The organism is Micromonospora cabrerizensis, from assembly GCF_022230955.1.
Taxonomy (GTDB): domain Bacteria; phylum Actinomycetota; class Actinomycetes; order Mycobacteriales; family Micromonosporaceae; genus Micromonospora; species Micromonospora cabrerizensis.
Genome location: NZ_JAKKFI010000106.1, coordinates 46081 through 63310 on the forward strand (window position 1 = coordinate 46081; position 17230 = coordinate 63310).

The 17230-nt window shown below is 73.0% G+C and carries 14 protein-coding genes; 7 read left to right on the top strand and 7 right to left on the bottom strand.

The window, feature by feature from the left end; translation table 11 throughout:
• Positions 1-20: 20 nt before the first annotated feature.
• The 7 genes from uxaC to LADH09A_RS28105 all read left to right on the top strand — a co-directional run bounded on the left by uxaC (position 21) and on the right by LADH09A_RS28105 (position 9542).
• Positions 21-1454: a glucuronate isomerase gene (gene uxaC, locus LADH09A_RS28075; protein ID WP_238648682.1), complete on the top strand. Its 1434-nt coding sequence runs from the start codon at positions 21-23 to the stop codon at positions 1452-1454.
• Positions 1451-2755 (top strand): enolase C-terminal domain-like protein, encoded by a 1305-nt coding sequence (locus LADH09A_RS28080; protein ID WP_238648683.1) that lies wholly within the window; start codon positions 1451-1453, stop codon positions 2753-2755. Before uxaC ends, LADH09A_RS28080 begins: the two co-directional genes overlap by 4 nt.
• On the top strand, positions 2746-4239 hold the full coding sequence (locus tag LADH09A_RS28085; RefSeq protein ID WP_238648684.1) for a mannitol dehydrogenase family protein: 1494 nt from the start codon (positions 2746-2748) through the stop codon (positions 4237-4239). Before LADH09A_RS28080 ends, LADH09A_RS28085 begins: the two co-directional genes overlap by 10 nt.
• Before the next feature lie 54 nt (positions 4240-4293).
• Positions 4294-5469 (top strand): Gfo/Idh/MocA family protein, encoded by a 1176-nt coding sequence (locus LADH09A_RS28090; protein ID WP_238648685.1) that lies wholly within the window; start codon positions 4294-4296, stop codon positions 5467-5469.
• Positions 5470-5682: 213 nt separating this feature from the next.
• On the top strand, positions 5683-7038 hold the full coding sequence (locus LADH09A_RS28095; RefSeq protein ID WP_238648686.1) for a pectate lyase family protein: 1356 nt from the start codon (positions 5683-5685) through the stop codon (positions 7036-7038).
• 82 nt (positions 7039-7120) lie between these two features.
• Entirely contained in the window at positions 7121-7846 is a 726-nt protein-coding gene (locus LADH09A_RS28100; protein WP_238648687.1) for an HD domain-containing protein, read from the top strand.
• Positions 7847-8048: 202 nt separating this feature from the next.
• On the top strand, positions 8049-9542 hold the full coding sequence (locus tag LADH09A_RS28105) for an FAD-binding oxidoreductase (RefSeq protein WP_238648688.1): 1494 nt from the start codon (positions 8049-8051) through the stop codon (positions 9540-9542).
• 248 nt (positions 9543-9790) lie between these two features.
• Here the strand turns inward: LADH09A_RS28105 and LADH09A_RS28110 are convergent, their stop codons facing one another.
• The 7 genes from LADH09A_RS28110 to LADH09A_RS28140 all read right to left on the bottom strand — a co-directional run.
• Positions 9791-10555, bottom strand: coding sequence for an AfsR/SARP family transcriptional regulator (locus LADH09A_RS28110; RefSeq protein WP_238648689.1), 765 nt, complete (start codon positions 10553-10555; stop codon positions 9791-9793).
• Positions 10556-10692: 137 nt separating this feature from the next.
• On the bottom strand, positions 10693-11820 hold the full coding sequence (locus tag LADH09A_RS28115) for a hypothetical protein (RefSeq protein ID WP_238648691.1): 1128 nt from the start codon (positions 11818-11820) through the stop codon (positions 10693-10695).
• 13 nt (positions 11821-11833) lie between these two features.
• Positions 11834-14179, bottom strand: coding sequence for a hypothetical protein (locus tag LADH09A_RS28120; RefSeq protein ID WP_238648693.1), 2346 nt, complete (start codon positions 14177-14179; stop codon positions 11834-11836).
• Positions 14180-14191: 12 nt separating this feature from the next.
• Positions 14192-15628 carry a baseplate J/gp47 family protein gene (locus LADH09A_RS28125; protein WP_238648694.1) on the bottom strand — a complete coding sequence of 479 codons (1437 nt, stop codon included), beginning with the start codon at positions 15626-15628 and terminating at the stop codon, positions 14192-14194.
• Complete coding sequence (locus LADH09A_RS28130; RefSeq protein ID WP_238648695.1) at positions 15621-16124, bottom strand: GPW/gp25 family protein; 504 nt, start codon at positions 16122-16124, stop codon at positions 15621-15623. Before LADH09A_RS28130 ends, LADH09A_RS28125 begins: the two co-directional genes overlap by 8 nt.
• Position 16125: 1 nt before the next feature.
• Entirely contained in the window at positions 16126-16449 is a 324-nt protein-coding gene (locus LADH09A_RS28135; protein WP_238648696.1) for a hypothetical protein, read from the bottom strand.
• Between the two features lie 10 nt (positions 16450-16459).
• On the bottom strand, positions 16460-17230 hold a 771-nt coding region (locus tag LADH09A_RS28140; protein WP_238648697.1), incomplete at its 5' end, for a carbohydrate-binding domain-containing protein.

The window sequence follows — 17230 nt, forward strand, 5'->3', positions numbered from 1 at the left end:
GAGACGAGGAGCCCATCCCCGTGCCGACGTTCGACCACACCGACCTGCTCCTGCCGCCCGAACCGGGCCAGCGCGCGCTGGCCCGGGAGCTGTACGCACTGGCCGCCGAGCAGCCCATCATCTCGCCGCACGGGCACGTCGACCCGGCCCTGCTGGCCGAGGACCGGCCCTTCCCGGACCCGGCGCAGCTGCTCATCGTGCCCGACCACTACCTGACCCGGATGCTGCTCAGTCAGGGCGTCCCCCCGTCGGACCTGGGTGTGCCCACCCGCGACGGCAGCCCGGTGGAGACCGACGGCCGGGTGATCTGGCGGCGCTTCGCCGCGCACTGGCACCTGTTCCGGGGCACCCCCTCGCGGCTCTGGCTGGAGCAGACCTTCCGCACCGTCTTCGACGTGCACACCCCGTTGGGCCCGGCCACCGCCGACACCCTCTACGACGAGATCGCGGCCCGGCTCGCCCAACCGGACTTCCGCCCCCGGGCGTTGTTCGAGCGGTTCAACATCGAGGTGCTCGCCACCACCGAGTCACCACTGGACGACCTCGGCCAGCACGCCAAACTCGCCGCCGACGGCTGGGGCGGGCCGGGCGGCCGGGTGGTCACCACCTTCCGCCCGGACGACGTGGTGGACATGGAGTTCGACGGCTGGTCGACCAACGTGGAACGGCTCGCCGAGCGGGCCGGCGAGGACACCGGCACGTACGCCGGTTACCTGGCCGCGCTGCGGGCCCGGCGCGCCGCGTTCATCGCCGCCGGCGCGACGTCCTCCGACCACGGCCACCCCACCGCGCGCACCCTGGACCTGACGCCGGCCGAGGCCGAGCGGCTGTACGACCGGGGCCGGCGCGGCGAGGCCGACGCCGCCGACGCGGAGGCGTTCCGGGCGCACATGCTGGTGGAGTTCGCCCGGATGTCACTCGATGACGGCCTGGTCATGCAGCTGCACCCCGGCGCCGTGCGCAACCACAACCGGTGGCTGCACGCCCGGCACGGCCGCGACGTCGGCGGCGACATCCCCCAGGCCACCGAGTACGTGCACGCGCTCGCCCCACTGCTGGAGCGCTACGGCAACGACCCGCGGCTGCGGGTGGTGCTCTACACCCTCGACGAGGACACCTTCACCCGGGAGCTGGCGCCCCTCGCGGGCGGCTACGCCGCGCTGCTGCTCGGCGCGCCCTGGTGGTTCCTGGACTCCCCCGAGGTGCTGCGCCGGTTCCGGGAGACGGTCACCGAGAGCGCCGGCTTCTACAACACCACCGGGTTCGTCGACGACACCCGGGCGTTCTGCTCCATCCCGGTACGCCACGACGTCGCCCGCCGGGTCGACGCCGGCTTCCTGGCCCGGCTGGTCGCCGAGCACCGACTGCCGATGGACGAGGCCGCCGAGACCATCGTGGACCTCGCGTACCGGCTGCCCAAGCGGGTCTTCAACTTCGGAAAGGCCGACCAGTGACGGTGACCATCACCTCCGTCGAGGTAAACGACGTGCGGTTCCCGACCGCCGCGCGGGGCGACGGCTCCGACGCGATCAACCGGGGCGACTACTCGGCCACGTACGTGGAGCTGGGCACCGATGCCGGCCCGACCGGCGCGGGGTTCACCTTCACCAACGGCCGGGGCAACGAGATCACCTGCGCGGCCGTGCGCGCGCTCGCCCACCACGTGCGCGGGCGCACGATCGAGGAGATCACGGCCGAGCCGGTCGCGTTCTGGCGCTCGCTCAGCGCCGACGTGCAGCTGCGCTGGCTGGGCCCCGAGAAGGGCGTCATCCACATGGCGACGGGGGCGCTGGTCAACGCGGTGTGGGACCTGCGGGCCACCCTGGCCGGCAAGCCGATGTGGCGGTTCCTCGCCGAGCTGCCCACCGACGACCTCGTGGCCAGCGTCGACTTCCGACACATCACCGACGCGATCACCCCCGACGAGGCGGCGGCCATCCTCGACAAGGGGCGCGACGGCCTGACCGACCGGTTGGCCACCCTCGAACGGGACGGCTTCCCCTCGTACACCACCTCGGTCGGCTGGCTCGGCTACCCCGACGACAAGGTGCGGGCGCTGACCCGGCAGGCGTACCAGGACGGTTGGCGGGCGATGAAGATGAAGGTCGGCGGCCCGCTCGCCGACGACCTGCGGCGGGCCCGGATCATCCGGGAGGAGATCGGCCCGGACGCGCTGCTGATGATGGACGCCAACCAGGTCTGGGACGTCGACGAGGCGATCACCGCGATGGCCACGCTGGCCGAGGTCGACCCGTACTGGATCGAGGAGCCCACCCACGCCGACGACATCCTCGGCCACGCCCGGATCGCCCGCGCGGTGACCGAGCTGACCGGCGGCCGGTGCCGGGTGGCCACCGGCGAGGTGGCCGCCAACCGGGTGATCTTCAAGCAGTTGTTGCAGGCCGAGGCGATCGGCGTGATGCAGATCGACGCCTGCCGGGTCGGCGGCGTCAACGAGGTCCTCGCCGAGCTGCTGCTGGCGGCGAAGTTCGGGGTGCCGGTCTGCCCGCACGCCGGTGGCGTGGGTCTCTGCGAGTACGTCCAGCACCTGGCGATCTTCGATTACCTGCGGGTGGGCACCGGCCTGGACGGTCGGATGGTCGAGTACGTCGACCACCTGCACGAGCACTTCGTCGATCCGGTCCGCACCCGCGGTGGCCGATACCTGCTGCCCGAGCGACCGGGATACAGCGCCACGATGAAGCCGGCGTCGATCGCCGAGTTCCGATTCCCGGACGGCCCGGCATGGCGGTGACCGTCGGCGCCTCCCGGCTGGGCCTGGGCATGTTGCGCCACCTGCCCACCGAGGCCCGCCCCCTGATCCGGCCGGGCACCGTGCCGACGGGCGTCGTGCACCTGGGCCTCGGCGCGTTCCACCGGGCACACCAGGCCGTCTACACCGAGGCGGCGGTCGGCGCGGCCGGCGGTGACTGGGGCATCGTGGCCGTCGCCCCCCGCAGCACCGCGATGGTCGACGCGCTCACCGCGCAGGACAACCTCTTCAGCGTCAGCACCCTCTCCGCCGCCGGCAGCGCCACGCGCGTGGTGGGCGCCCTGAGCGGCGTACGGCACGCTCCCCGCGACCCGGGCGCCGTGGTGGCGCTGCTCGCCGACCCGGCGGTCCGCGTGGTGACCCTGACCGTCACCGAGAAGGCGTACCAACTCGACCCGGTGACCGGCCAGCTGTCCCCGGACTCGGCGCTCGCCGCGGACCTGGCCGGCGGCCGGCCACCGACCACGGTGCCGGGGCTGCTGCTGCGCGGGCTGGCCGCGCGCGCCGCCGCGGACGCCGGGCCGGTGGCGCTGGTGAGCTGCGACAACCTCCCGGCCAACGGTCGACGGCTGCGCGGCATGGTCGACCAGGCGGTGGCGCGTGCCGGCGGGGTGCCCGCCGGGCTGGCCGAGTGGGTGGCCGCCAACGTCACCTGCCCGGGCACCATGGTGGACCGGATCGTGCCGGCCAGCACCCCGGAGACGATCGAGGCGGCACGCCGGGTGCTCGGCGTGACCGACCTGGCCGCGGTCGCCGCCGAACCGTACGCGCAGTGGGTCATCGAGGACGACTTCCCCGGCGGTCGGCCCGGCTGGGAGCACGCCGGGGCGGTGCTCACCGACGACGCCGGCCCGTGGGAGCGGCTGAAGCTGCGCACGCTCAACGGCGTGCACTCGGCCATCGCGTACCTGGGTGCGCTGGCCGGTCGGGAGACCATCGCCGACGCGCTGGAGATCCCGCACCTGGCCGACGTGCTGCGGCGGCTCATCGCCGAGGACGTCGCGGCCAGCTTCACGCCGCCGGACGGTGTCCGGGTGGTCGACTACGGCGAGCAGGTCCTCGCCCGGTTCGGTAACCCGGCGATCCACCACCGCACCCTCCAGGTCGCGCTGGACGGCTCGCAGAAGCTGCCGCAACGCGTCCTGCACACCATCGCCGACCTGCGCGCGGCCGGCCGGTCCGCGCGCTGGGGCGCGCTGGTCGTGGCGTCCTGGTTGCGCTTCGCTCTGGGGTACGCCGACGACGGGCACCCGTTGCCGTTCCAGGACCCCCTGGCCGGGCCGATCCGCGCCGCGCTGGACGCCGGTGTGCAGAGCCCGGCGGGTGCGGTCGACGCGCTGTTCGCGCTGCGCGAGGTCATCCCGGTCGAGGTCGCCGAGGACGACGAGGTCCGCGCCGACGTGATCGCCTGGTTGACCGCGCTGGAACGACACGGCGTCGAGGCCACACTGGCCGGTGCCCGGTGAGCGGGCCGACACTGGCCGGTGCCCGATGAACGGGCCGACACTGGCCGGTGCCCGGTGAACGGGCCGACGCCGCCCCGGGTGGCGGTGATCGGGGCGAACGGGCACGGCCGGTGGCACCGGCGGGTGATCGCCCCGTTGCACGCCGCCGGCCGGTTGCGGCTGGTCGCCCTTGTCGACGTCCAGCCGGTGGAGGACGATCCGGCGGCGCCGGTGCCACCCGGGGTCGAGGTGTTCACCGACCACCGGGCGATGCTCGCCGCCACGCGGCCGGAGGTGGTGGTGATCTGCACGCCGCCGCACACCCACCTGGCGATCGCCCGGGACGCCCTGGCCACCGGCGCGGACCTGCTGCTGGAGAAGCCGCCGGTGTTGTCGCTGGCCGAGCACGAGGAGCTGACCTGGGCGTTGACCGCCGCCGGCCGGGTGGCGCAGGTCGGGTTCCAGGCGCTCGGCTCGGCGGCCCTGACCGCGCTGACCGACGCGCTGGCGGCCGGCCGGCTGGGCACGGTCACGGGCATCTCCACCGTCGCCGCGTGGCAACGGCCGGACGCCTACTACGCCCGCTCCCCCTGGGCCGGGCGGCGAAGCCTCAACGGTCGGCCGGTGCTGGACGGCGCGCTGGCCAACCCGCTCGCGCACGCGGTCATGCAGTGCCTGGCGATCGCCGAGACGCTCGGCGGGGCCACGCCCTGGCCGGTGGCGGTCGAGGTGGAGCGCTACCGGGTCCGCCCGATCGAGGTGGAGGACACCGCCGTGCTGCGGGTCCTGTTCCGCGCCGGCCCGCCGGTGCTGGTGGCGGTGAGCCTGGCCGCCGAGGAGTTCGTGGCGGGTGAGGTGGTGGTGACCGGCACGGCGGGTCAGGCGGTGCTGGAGTACCCCACGGACCGGTTGCGGCTGCCCGGGGACGTGGTGACCCGCCGCGTCCCGGGGCGGGTGGGGTTGCTGGAGAACCTGCTGGCGCACCGGGACGACCCGACGGCGGTGCCGCTGATCGCGCCGCTGGCCCGTACCGCGCCGTTCACCGCACTGCTGGACGCGTTGCGGGCCGCCCCCGAGCCCCGGCTGCTCGACGGCGACCTGGTGACCGTCGTCGGTGAGGGCGGGGAACGGGTCCGGCACCTGCGGGGCGTGGTCGACGTGCTGCGTCGGGCGGCCGAGCGGGGGGCGCTCCCGAGCGAGCTGGCGGTGCCGTGGGCGGCCGCGGCGTACCGCGCCGAGTTGACGGGATAGGGGGTCCGCGGCAACCGGAGTGCAAACATCGCCCGCCCGTGTGGCGGTCACATCGGACAGACCTCCGAATATCCGACCAGTAGTGGTCGGGGCGATGCCGGTTGAACCCGGCAACTGCAACATTCCTGCATACAACTCGTATTGACCTGCATAAACGCGCGAACCTACCGTTCCTGGTGACTGCCCCACCCCACCAGCGAATGGGAAGAGTCGATGCGCAGAATCCTCACCGGCGCTACGGTGATCGCCCTCCTGCTCGGTGCCACCCCGGCCGCCGCCGCTTCCCGCCCCGACGCCCCGGCCACCGACGGGCTCTCCTGGTTGGCCGGCCATCTCGGACGACAGACCCTGCCCGAACGGGACGGCTGGGCGGCCGAGGGCACCGGCACCACCGGCGGTTCGACGGCCGCCCCCGAACGGACCCGGGTGGTGCACAGCCGGGCCGAGCTGGTCGCCGCCCTGGGCGGTGACAACGCCAGCAACGCCACCGACGCCACGCCGAAACTCATCTACGTCGACGGTGCCATCGACGGCTTCGAAGGGCCGGACGGCACCGCGCTGAGCTGCGCCGACCTGGCCGACCCGGCGTACCGGTTGGACGCCTACCTGGCCGCGTACGACCCGGCGGTGTGGGGGCGGGTGGCCCCGAGCGGGCCGCTGGAGGAGGCCCGGGTGCGCTCGGTGACCAACCAGACCCGGCAGACCCAGATCAACGTCGGCCCGAACACCACCATCGTCGGGCTGCGCGGCGCACGCCTGACCGGGCTCACCCTCATGATCGACCGGGCGTCGAACGTCATCATCCGCAACCTGACCCTCGTCGACGCCCGGGACTGCTTTCCCGCCTGGTCACCGACCGACGGCGAGGCCGGCAACTGGAACAGCCAGTACGACCAGATCTCGGTGCGCCGCAGCGAGAAGGTCTGGGTCGACCACAACACCTTCACCGACGGCGACAACCCGGACAGCGCCCAGCCCGTCCACTTCGGACGCCCATACCAGGTGCACGACGGGTCACTGGACGTCACGCACACCGCCAGCCTGGTCACCGCCTCGTGGAACCGCTTCACCGGACGCGACAAGCTGCTGCTGATCGGCTCGTCCAACACGGTCGGCCCGGACGTGGGCCGGTTGAGGGTCACCCTGCACCACAACCTCTTCGACGGCGTCCTGCAACGGCTGCCCCGGGTGCGCTTCGGGCAGGTCGACATCTACAACAACCACTACCGGCTCGGTGGGGACGACTTCCAGTACGCGCTCGGCGTCGGTGTCCAGTCGGCGATCTACGCGCAGAACAACTTCTTCACCCTGGACGCGCCGGTCGACCCGGCCGACCTGCTCTACGACTGGGGTGGCACCGCGCTGACCGAGCGGGGCTCCTGGGTCCGCACCGGCGGCGGGCCGGCCCGGCCGGTCGACCTGCTGGCCGCGTACAACTCGACCCATGACCCGGACCTGGCCGCCGACGCGGGCTGGACGCCCACCCTGCGCCGCGACCCCGTCCTGCCGGCACCACTGGTCCCCCTCCTGGTGAACCCTCTCGCCGGCGCCGACCGGCTGCCGATCTGACCGCTCGGCGTGCCCGCAACTCACCGTCGGGTCGGCGACGTAGGGGCTCATCGATGTGGTGAAGATCGGCTATAAGTGACGCATGGACTTCCCGCCGCACCTGGGCAGCATGCCGATGCACGCGATCACCGAGATCCACGGCGAACCGGGCCTGCTGGAACGCTTCCGGTTGGAGGTCCAGCAGTTCGACGACGACGCCCGGGAGCGGCTGAACGCCGCGCTCGACCTCGCCGCCGAGCTGCACCGCGACGACCGGCGGGTGCGCGAGCCGTACCTGAACCACCTGCTGCGGGTGGCGATCCGGTTGATGCACCACTACCAGGTGCGCGACGTGGAGGTGATCGTCGCCGGCCTGCTGCACGACGCGGTGGAGGACCACCCGGCCGAGCTGGCCGGCGGTGAGCCGGGGCCCGACCCGACCGGCGCGGCGCTGATCGCGCTCGCCGCGCGGTTCGGGCCGCGGGTGGCCACCCTGGTCGCCGCCGTCACCAACCCGCGGTACGACCCCGAGCGGGACCGCAACGCGCAGTACCGGGAGCACCTGGCGGTCAGCCTGGACCGCGAGCCCTGGGCCCGGGTGATCAAGGTGTCGGACTTCACCGACAACGGCGTGGGAGTGATCCACACGGTCGGGCCGAAGGTCGTCTCGTCGGCCCGGAAGTACCGGCCGCTGGTGCCTCTCTTCCGGGACCTGATCGGCCGTCCGGACACCCCGCTGTCTCCGGCGGTGAAGCGGCACATCTTCGGCCAGCTCGACCTCGCCGAGGAGCGGTTCAGCGCCATCCTGGACCAACCCACACCGAACTGACGGGCCCGCACCGAGCGGACGGCCCGCCCGAGCTGACGGTCCGCGCCGGCTGCCGGTCGTCGCATCACCCGACCGGGTTCTGCGACAAGTTCTCGGATCTTCGACGAAGACTCTCGCATTACGGTGGGTTTGCGCCAGATGAGAGGCATCCGCCCTCTTGGTCCAGATTTCTGGCGTGACCCCGATCGAGAGGATTCGGACCATGCGCGACCTTTCTCGTCGCGACCTGCTCAAGGCGACGGCCGTCGGCGCCGGAGCGGTCGCTCTTCCCAGCGTGATCGCCGGCAGCTCGGCGATCGCGGCCGACGGTCCCGGCTCGTCCTCCGGCGCCACGTACCCACCGGCGGAACTGACCGGGCGCATCGTCCGCCCGCAGAGCCCGAACTACGCGGAGGCCAGCCTCGGCTGGGACGAGCTGTTCGTGCGCTATCCCCTGGTCATCGTGTTCGCCCAGGAAACCCAGGACGTGGTCAACGCCCTCACCTGGGCGCGGCAGCACGACGTCGCGCTGCGGGTGCGCAGTGGTCGCCACAGCCTCGAAGGCTGGTCGAACGTCGACAACGGCATCGTGATCGACGTCAGTGAGCTGAAGGACGTCCACATCGACACCGCCGCCCGCACAGCGAAGCTCGGCGCGGGGCTCACCCAGTCCGAAGCGATCGCCGCGCTCGGGGAGTACGACCTCGCGGCGACGACCGGAGGCGAGGGGACCGTCGGCCTGTCCGGTGCGACCCTCGGGGGCGGCTTCGGGTTCCTCACCCGCTACCTCGGCATGGCCTGCGACAACCTGATCGGTGTGGAGATCGTCGTCGCGTCGGGCACCAACGGCGCGAAGGTGCTCAAGGTGGACCCGTGGAACTACCCGGACCTGCTCTGGGCCCTGCGCGGCGCCGGAAACGGCAACTTCGGGATCGTCACGTCCCTGACCTACCAGGTGGCCCCGCTGGAGAGCGTCGCCTACCTTCAGGTGACCTGGCCGGGCCTCGACAACCTGCACGAGGTCTTCGACACCTGGCAGCGCGGCGCACCGTTCAGCGACCCTCGTCTCGGCACCCAGGTCGAGGTCCACCCGGACGAGATCCTGCTGTTCGCGGTGCTCGCCGAGGGTTCGGAGGCCGAGGCGAGGAGCCTGCTGGAGCCGCTCCTCTCGATCGGCAAACCCGAGGTCACCGTGCAGATCGGCGGCTGGGGCGAGACGTACGCCGGTTTCCAGATCCCGAACGACGAAGAGCCGGCGAAGTGGAAGTTCTTCTCACAGTTCACCAGGGAGCCGTTCCCGGCGAAGGCGATCAGTATCGTCCGCGAGTTCATGGAGAAGTCTCCGACACCGGACACCAACTTCTTCGCACAGGCTTTCGGGTCCGGAGCCCAACGACAGGAGCCCTTCGGCGGCGCGGCCTTCCCGCACCGGTCCGCGCTCTTCTACTCCGAGCCCGGCACCGGCTGGGGCACTCGCGGCGAGCCCGACAGCGACGACGCCATCACCCCGATCGCCCAGGCCTGGATCGCCGAGTTCAGCCAGGCCCTGCGGCCCTACGTGGACGGCGCCTACGTCAACGTGCCGAACATCGGAATGGCGGAGTGGGAGGAGGCCTACTGGGGGCGCAACTTCCCGCGACTGCGCAAGATCAAGGCGAAGTACGACCCCTACAACGTCTTCCAGTACGAGCAGAGCATCCCGCCCGCGACCCACTGACCCATCTGACCGGCCCGACCAGCGGCGCGGGGCGTACCAACCACTCGGCTGGCTCTCCCCGCCCCACCCCAGGCACTCCCTTTGCTCTGCACCCATGGACGCACCGCCTACAGTCCGTGAGCGTCGCACCCGTGGGTGCAGAGCAAAGGACGGATGTCCGGGGTGCCGTGCGGTCGGCCTGGGTGGAGTGTGACCTGGGAGGACGCCGGGATGGCCCCTGCGGCCGGCCTGTCACGGGAAGGGGACGGTCACGCAGGGTGCAGGCCGGCGCGAACCAGACGCTCCAGCCAGGGGGTCGGTGCGACGCCCAGCTCCCGACCCAGGTCGGCGCGGAACAGCTCGAACCGCCGTACCGCCTCGTTGATGTTGCGCTCCGCCAGGTGCACGGCGATCAACGTGCGGGTGGCGCTCTCCCGCAGCGGCTCCAACTGCACAGCGGTCAACGCCACCTGCACCGCCTCGCTGTAGCGGCCCTGCGTGGTGAGCCGCTCGGCGAGCGCCTCCAACGCGTACAGCTGGGTCTGGCGCAACCGTTCCCGCTCGGTCAGCACCCAGTCGTCGTACCAGCCGGGCAGCAGCTCACCGGTCGCCAGCGCCGGCACGCCGGGGCCGACGTCGACCGGTGACCCGCCGGCCAGCAGGGCGGTGGCCGCCGCGCCCAGGGTCGCCACGTCGCTGGTCACCCCGGCCGCCAGGGCCAGCCGGTCGTCCTCGTCCACCAGGGGCTCCGGGGTCACCCGGTGCAGCCGCCAGAGCATGGTGCGCAGGTTGGCCCGGGCCCGTTCCTCGTGCGAGCCGGGCCAGAGCGTGCCGGCGGCCTCCGAGCGGGCACACCGCTGGCGTACGCCGAGGTAGGCCAGCAGTCGACGGGCGCCCTGCGGCACCGCCACCACCCGCCCGTCGCGTTCCAACCCGAACCCGCCGAGCAACCGCAACGCGTACCGGGGAGGCTGTCCCGCCTCGATCTCGGGGGCCGCGGTGCGAAGGTCGTGCGTTACCTCGTGAACAGCCATGCCTGCGCCCCTCGCACCCGATCGCCCCGTGGGAGTTTCACGGTCGGGTGTGGACGATCGCCGCGCCAGCGCAGTGTCGTCACACCGACCCGGCGAGCGGCGTGGATCAACCGTTCGCCGGATCCGACGTCGACCGTTCAGCGCAGCTTGCTCAGCGTCCGGGCGTACCCGGTCCACTCGGCGGCGTCGCCGACGTCCGCGCGCACCTGGGCCTCCTTCATGATGGCGAGCACCTGCTCGGCCGGTGCCTCGGCCAACTTGCCGAGCGTGCTGATCCCGGCGCGGGCCAGCGCCGCCCGGGCCTTGGTGGGCACACCGCTGAGCATGGCGATGTCGGCGTCACCGACGTTCTCCAACTCGCTCTCGATGCCCAGCGCGGCGGCGACCGCCGACTGGGCGCCGACGGTGGTCCGGACGATCACCGCCTCCCGCTCGCTCACCTCGCCGAGCATCGCGTCCACGCTCGGGTAGCTGGTGTCCGCCGGCAGCACTTTCAGCACGTCGCGGATCAGCCGACCGTCGGCCACCTCCTCCTCGCCGAAGGCGCGCAGGAACTCCGACAGCTTCACCTCGCGCGGGAAGCGCTGCCGGACGTCACCGTTCTCGGCGGCATACCGCTCCAGGTAGGCCGCGCCCCGGACCTTCGGCCCGACGACCACGTCGACGCCGAGGGTCTCCACGGCGGGCAGCACGATGGTGCCGGCCTTGGTCTGCCAGATGCTGACCTTCTTGTCCATGAACATCGTGGTGCCCATGTACTTGCCGAAGTCCAGCGTGCCGATGTAGTTGGGGATCTGCTCAACGGTGTACGGGCCGGGGCTGACCTTGTTCCCGTGCACCGTCGAGTGCAGCCGGTTGATCTCGGCGCGGATCTCGTCGAGCAGCCGCCGCAGGCTGACCCTCATCGTCGCCATGCAGGAGAACGCCTTGGCCAGGTCGGTGCCGAGGTGGTCCAGGTCGTGTTCGATGCGGTGGAACCGCTCGTTGAAGCCCTGCTCCCCCGGGGTCTGCCCGGCCTGCACCACGTCCTCGCCGTCGACCCAGTCGCTGTGGGCGAAGGTGCGGGCGAAAGGCGGCGGCGCGCAGCCCGGCTCCACCGCGGGGAACGACTCGGCGTAGCTGAACACCCGCTTCGCGGTGCCCACGTTCTCGTAGATCCAGGATGAGACCAGCACACTGGCGTCCGAGGCCGGAATGCCGTGCTTGGTGAACGCCTCGTACAGCTCGGTGACGGTCACCCCGTCGTAATTGATCTCGCTCGCCATGGTGGTGTCCCTCTCAGAGCTGGTCGTACACGCCGCGGTGCCGGCGCTGCTGGAAGGTGCGGAAGGTTCGGGCCACCGCCGGGCGCAGCGGCTCGGCGGTGCCGTCGGTGTCGAGGTCGACGTGGTCGCGGCGGATGCCGAAGGTGTTGATCTCCACGCCGAGCGGGCAGACCCGGGTCAGCGCGTTCATCAGGCGCTCGTACTGCGCCAGGGTCAGCGTCACCCCGTCGGGCAGCTCCACCCGGAACTCGTACGGGTCGGTCCGGCCGGTCCGCACGTAGGAGAGCGCCACCACGGCGACCAGCCCGGCGTGGGTGGGCCGCAGCGCGGTCCGCGCGCCGACCGCCTTGATCTGCGCGGTGCCGCCGCCGAGCCCCACGGTGTACCAGCGGAACCCGGTGGCCCGGCGCTCGGCCAGGTTCAGCCCGGCCTGTGGCAGGCCGATCACGCTGCACACCAGCAGGATCCGGTTGCCCGTCTCGACGAGCGGCAGCGCGGCGGCGAGGTGCTGGTCGCGCAACAACCCCACCAGCCGGGCCAGCCGGTCGCCGGCAGCCGGCTGGCCGGCGATCAGCGCGCCGGCCAACGCGGCCGGCAGTTCGATGGTCTCCACCAGTTCGTCGGGGAGCCGGTTCAGCGCGGCGACCAGCGGGGCCGGGTCCCGGACAGCGGGCAGGCCGGCGGCGGCCAGCACCTGGTCCACCGGCTGTCCGGCCGGCCGGGTCGGCACCGCCGCCCACCGGGTCCGGGCCGCCGCGTCGGTCAGCGGCGTCCACGCCGGCTCCCCGGCGCCCGTCCAGGCGGATGCGGCGGCGACCAGACCGGCGAGGAGCAGCGCGTTGCCGCCCGGGTCGCCCGGCGCGTGGAACTGCGCCTCGACCGTCGTGTCGGCCCCGACCGCGGCGCTCAGCGGCGCGGTCACCGCCAGCCCTCGGGTGGGCAGGTGGGACAGGTACATCCGGGTGGTGCTGACCCGGTGCGTGGTCGGCAACCCGCACACCCGCCACAGCCAGGCCAACTCGCCGTCGGCAGCCACGGTCGGCACGCCGTGCGCGCGGGCGGCGGCGATCAGCGCCTCGGCGGTCCGGTCGGCGGTGACCGCCCGGGCGGTGTCCAGCACCCGGTTGCGCAGGTCGGTGGCCTGCGCGGGGGTCGGCCAGCTCACGTCGACGCCGAGGCCCAGCTCGTAGCGGCTGCCACCGGCGTCGTCCTGGGCGCGGGTCACCTGCCACACGATGGACGAGCCGAGTGCCCGGCAGACCCGCCCGGCCCGGTCCAGGGCGGCGGCCAGCGGCGGCGCGATGCCGTGCGCGCTGTCGAAGGCGTACGACTGACGCAGGCTGGCCCGCAGCGCGGTGACCTCGGCCAGCCGACTGCCCGGCAACGCCCGGCCGGCGTGCACGGTGTTGTTCGGTGGGGTGTTCGCGGGCAGCACCAGCCGGTCGCGGCGCAGTTGGGCGAGGAAGTTCGTGCGGTGCTGCGGATCGCCCGCGGCCACCAGCCGGATCGCCACCGCGAACCGGTCGTCGTCCTCGCGCAGGGTGAACCGCTCGCCGCCGGGCAGGTCGGCGAAGAGCCCGGTGTTCGGATCGGTGTCCGTGCCCGGCCCGTTGAGCAGCCGGCGCACCGCACCCGGCGTGGGCAGCAGGAACCGCCGGTAGAGCCCGAGCCGGTGGGCGTACGCGCCGTCCGGCTCGCGGGCCGGCGGGGCCAGCCGGCGGGCGTACACCTCGCCGCTGGCCGGCTCGTGCACCAGCTCGTCGACGAAACGGGCCACCCCGACGTCCGCGCCGATGCGGTCCAGCGCGTCGCGCCGGGCGTGCGCGAGGGTCCGGTACGCGTGCACCTCCCGGGCCGCGCGGCGCAGGCGGTGCTTCTCGTACGACATGAGGTAGAGCAGCCGGCCCAGGTTGCCCTCCAGCACGGCCAGCTCGATCAGGCCGGTGAGCGCGGCACCGGTGAGGGCCGTGGCGGATGCGCCGTCGACGGCCCGCTCGACCGTCACCGCGACGGGGAACGACGCGACCAGCGGCTCGTCGGCGGTGTCCGGGGCGTACGCCGGCACCGACGCCCCGGCGGCCGACCAGGGCGCGAAGACCACCGGTGGCAGCACCCGCTGGCCGGCGCCGCCCGGGTCCACCGTGACGGTCACCCGCACGGTCTCCTCGACCAGGTCACGGCGCAGCACGACGGTGAGCAGCGGGTGGCGGCTGGTCCAGTCCACGACCGCGGCACCGCTGTCGGCCAGTGGCACCACCACCCGCCGGACGGTGCCCGGGTAGGGGCCCTCCAGCTGGTCGACGAGGTTACGTTCGACGGACGGGTCGGCGCCGTCCACGGGTACCCGCAGGTCGGTCATCGGTCCCCCCGCTCAGACGATCCGGAACGGCCGGGGGTCGTCCCGGTCGACGTAGACGGGCACCTGGTTCGCGGCGAGCACCGCGTTGTCGCCGACCGGCAGGCGCTGCACCCCGTCGCCGGTGGGCGCGCTGCCGGTCACCACCACCGCCGAGTCGGCCGGGAAGCGGACCAGCCGCAGCGCGCGGACGTCCGCGACACCCGGCTCGTTCATCAGCGTCCAGATCACCTCGGCGGCGCGGACCGGCTCACCGAAGGGCAGCTCGTCGACGTAGCGGCGCAACCGGGCGTGCAGGCGGGCGCGCAGCTCGGTGGCCGCGGTGGACGCGTTCACCGTCTCCTTCGAGCCGGTGGGCAGGGGCAGGCCCCGGATCACCAGGTCGGCCTCGACACCGATGCCCACCTCGTCGGCCCGGTCCACCGAGGCGAAGATGCCCACCGGGCGCAGGTCCTCGATGACCGACTCGACGGCGGCGTGCAGCCCGTCGGGGCCGTCCCAGATGGCCGCGGCGGTGGGTGCGACCAGCACCGTGACGTAGTACGGGTTGCCCAGGTCGCGTTCGGTGCTGAAGACCCGCTCGATGAAATTGAAGTTGCCGAAGATGGACTGGTTGAGGTCCAGCCCGCCCCGGCCGTCGAAGACCTGCACCTGTCGTACGCCGGGAACGGTCGCCACGGCCAGCCCGATCGCCTCGGCCGTCCAGATGGAGCGGGGCGCGGTCAGCAGCAGCTGCCGGTAGCGGGCGTCGGGGACCTGCTGCTCGCCCCCGGTCAGCGCGACGGTGTGGGTGATCTCCACCAGCTCGACGCCGGCGGCCTGCTCGGCGTCGTCCAGGTCGGCCAGCAGGGTGTCGGCCCGGTTCCACCGGTCGATCCTCTGGCTCGGTTGCGTGGGGTCGAGGTTGTGCGCCGGGCCGGGATAGAACGCGGCGACGGCCGGCACCCGTTCGGCCACGGCGGCGGAGAGCACCACCGTCTCGTCCAGGGCCACGTGGTGCCCGCCGGGTGTGGACAGCCGCGCGCCCCGGGGCAGGGTGAGCTGGGTGCGTCCGGTGGGCAGGGCGGCCTTCAGCTTCAGCTTCACCGTGCCCGTCGCCGACAGGTAGGGGCGGGGTATGCCGAGTTCCTCGCCGAGGCGGGTCAACGCGTCGGCGGTCGCCGACACCACGTACGAGTTGTCGTAGACGGCACCGAGCGCCGCCCACAGCCGGGCGTCCTCCAGCGCGGCCAGTTCCAGGACCTTACGGAGCACCGCACCGCTGGTCAGGTCGACGTCGTCGCCGAAGAGCAGCCGGGCGGTGGCCAGCTTCTCGGCGAGCAACCGGGCGAAGGACTTCGGCACGAAGCCGGTCTCGACGATGCCGAAGCCGGTCGAGCCGGTGGCCCGCAGCGCGGCGGCGTCGACGGCCAGGACGTCGGCCAGCTCGGCCGGGAGAGTGGGATCAGACACTGGGCAGCTCCCCGAGATGCACCGAGAGCCGGTCGTCGGTGATGGTTTCGAACTGGACCTGCACCTGGAGGGTGCGGGACGCGCGCAGCGCGGCCTTCGCCGCGTCGTCGGTGCCGGTCGCGCCGAGCCGACCGTCGTCGAGGTTCACGTCGACGATCCTGCGGACGCGGGGGTCGCGGTCGAGCAGTGTGATAATGCCGATGCGCACCTGCTCGCGGATCAGGTTCGGCTCGATCTGCTCGGCGAGGGCGTTGAGACCGTCGAAGCCGAAGGTGGCGTCGAAGACGTTCGAGCCGCGCAGCGTTGTCAACGCCACCGCGAGGCTCTGGGCGACGTTGTCGGTGCCGGCGACAAGGGCCAGCACCCGGCCGTTCGGGCCGTCGTCGAAGACGATGTCGCGGGCCAGGTCCACGCCGGGCATGGTGGGTTCGAAGGCGAGGCCCCAGCCGAGGTAGCGGCGCTGGGCGGCCTGCCGTTCCCGCTCGGTCCGGTCCACCTCAGACCGCCTTCAGCTTGCTCTGCCCGGCGCTGGCGGACAGGCCGGGGCTGGAGCCGTCGGTGGCGCCGCTGAGCGAGTCCAGGGCCACTGCGACGCTGCCGACCTTGAGCTTGCCGGCGGCTCCGGTCGCCGAGGTCACCGTGCTGCACTGCTTGGTGGAGTTGCTGGTGGTGATGGTGCACCCGGCCACCGACTTGCCGCTGATGCCGTCCAGCCGGACCACCGGCGCGCGGCTGACAGTCAGCTTGCCCTGCCCGGCCGGGGTGACCGCCCCCTGGCTGGGGCAGTGCACGTTGCTCGACGTGGTGAGCACGAAAGCCATGTCGCTCTCCTCAGTGGACGTTCATCGCGTTGCTGACCTGGACGTCGACGTCGTCGGCGGCGATGTTGACGGTGCCGCCGCTGATGTTGACCGCGCCGTTGCCCGCGTCCAGGTCGATCCGGGTGGCGGTGATGGTGATCGAGCCGTCCTGCTTCATCACGATCGACGACCCGCCGGCGGCGTGCTCGATGGTGATGCTGTCGGCCTCGTCGGCGCGGGCCGGGCGCTGGCCCCGCCCCTGGAGTTGGGCCCGGCCCACCCGCACGGTCAGCTCACCCAGCTCGATGACCCGGTTGCCGTCGCCGTCGGTGAGGTCGTGCGCCACCTTGCCGTCGTGGTCGGCCGGCACGACCGTGTCGCCGACCGACGAGCGGCTGTTGGTGGCCACCCCGACCGGCAGGGACAGCCACCAGTCCCCCGGCTGGGAGACCGGGGCGTGCCCGGTGGGCCAGAGGGCGCCCACCTCCACCGGGTCGTCCGGAGCGCCGTTGCGGTAGGCCAGCGCCACCCGGGTGCCCGGGTAGCGGGGCAGGATGAGCCCGCAGCCACCCCAGGCGAACGGCGTCAGGTAGGTCACCCCGGGCAGCGGCGCGGGCTGCTCCCGGCGTACCGGCAGGCGGCGGGCCCCGTTGGGGCGGCCGTCCGGGCGGGCCAGCCCCTCCCACACCGTCTCGGTCTGCGCCGGCGGCTCGACGGCGCCGCTGGCGTTGGTGGCGGCCGCGCGTACCTCGCCGATCTCCAGGCCGCGCGTCTCGCCGCGGGCCGCGCGGGCCGCCCGCCG

Coding starts and splice junctions, on each gene's coding strand:
- LADH09A_RS28085 (WP_238648684.1), top strand. CDS start 2,746: ATGGCGGTGACCGTCGGCGCCTCCCGGCTGGGCCTGGGCATGTTGCGC.
- LADH09A_RS28095 (WP_238648686.1), top strand. CDS start 5,683: ATGCGCAGAATCCTCACCGGCGCTACGGTGATCGCCCTCCTGCTCGGT.
- LADH09A_RS28100 (WP_238648687.1), top strand. CDS start 7,121: ATGGACTTCCCGCCGCACCTGGGCAGCATGCCGATGCACGCGATCACC.
- LADH09A_RS28105 (WP_238648688.1), top strand. CDS start 8,049: ATGCGCGACCTTTCTCGTCGCGACCTGCTCAAGGCGACGGCCGTCGGC.
- LADH09A_RS28110 (WP_238648689.1), bottom strand. CDS start 10,555: ATGGCTGTTCACGAGGTAACGCACGACCTTCGCACCGCGGCCCCCGAG.
- LADH09A_RS28115 (WP_238648691.1), bottom strand. CDS start 11,820: ATGGCGAGCGAGATCAATTACGACGGGGTGACCGTCACCGAGCTGTAC.
- LADH09A_RS28120 (WP_238648693.1), bottom strand. CDS start 14,179: ATGACCGACCTGCGGGTACCCGTGGACGGCGCCGACCCGTCCGTCGAA.
- LADH09A_RS28135 (WP_238648696.1), bottom strand. CDS start 16,449: ATGGCTTTCGTGCTCACCACGTCGAGCAACGTGCACTGCCCCAGCCAG.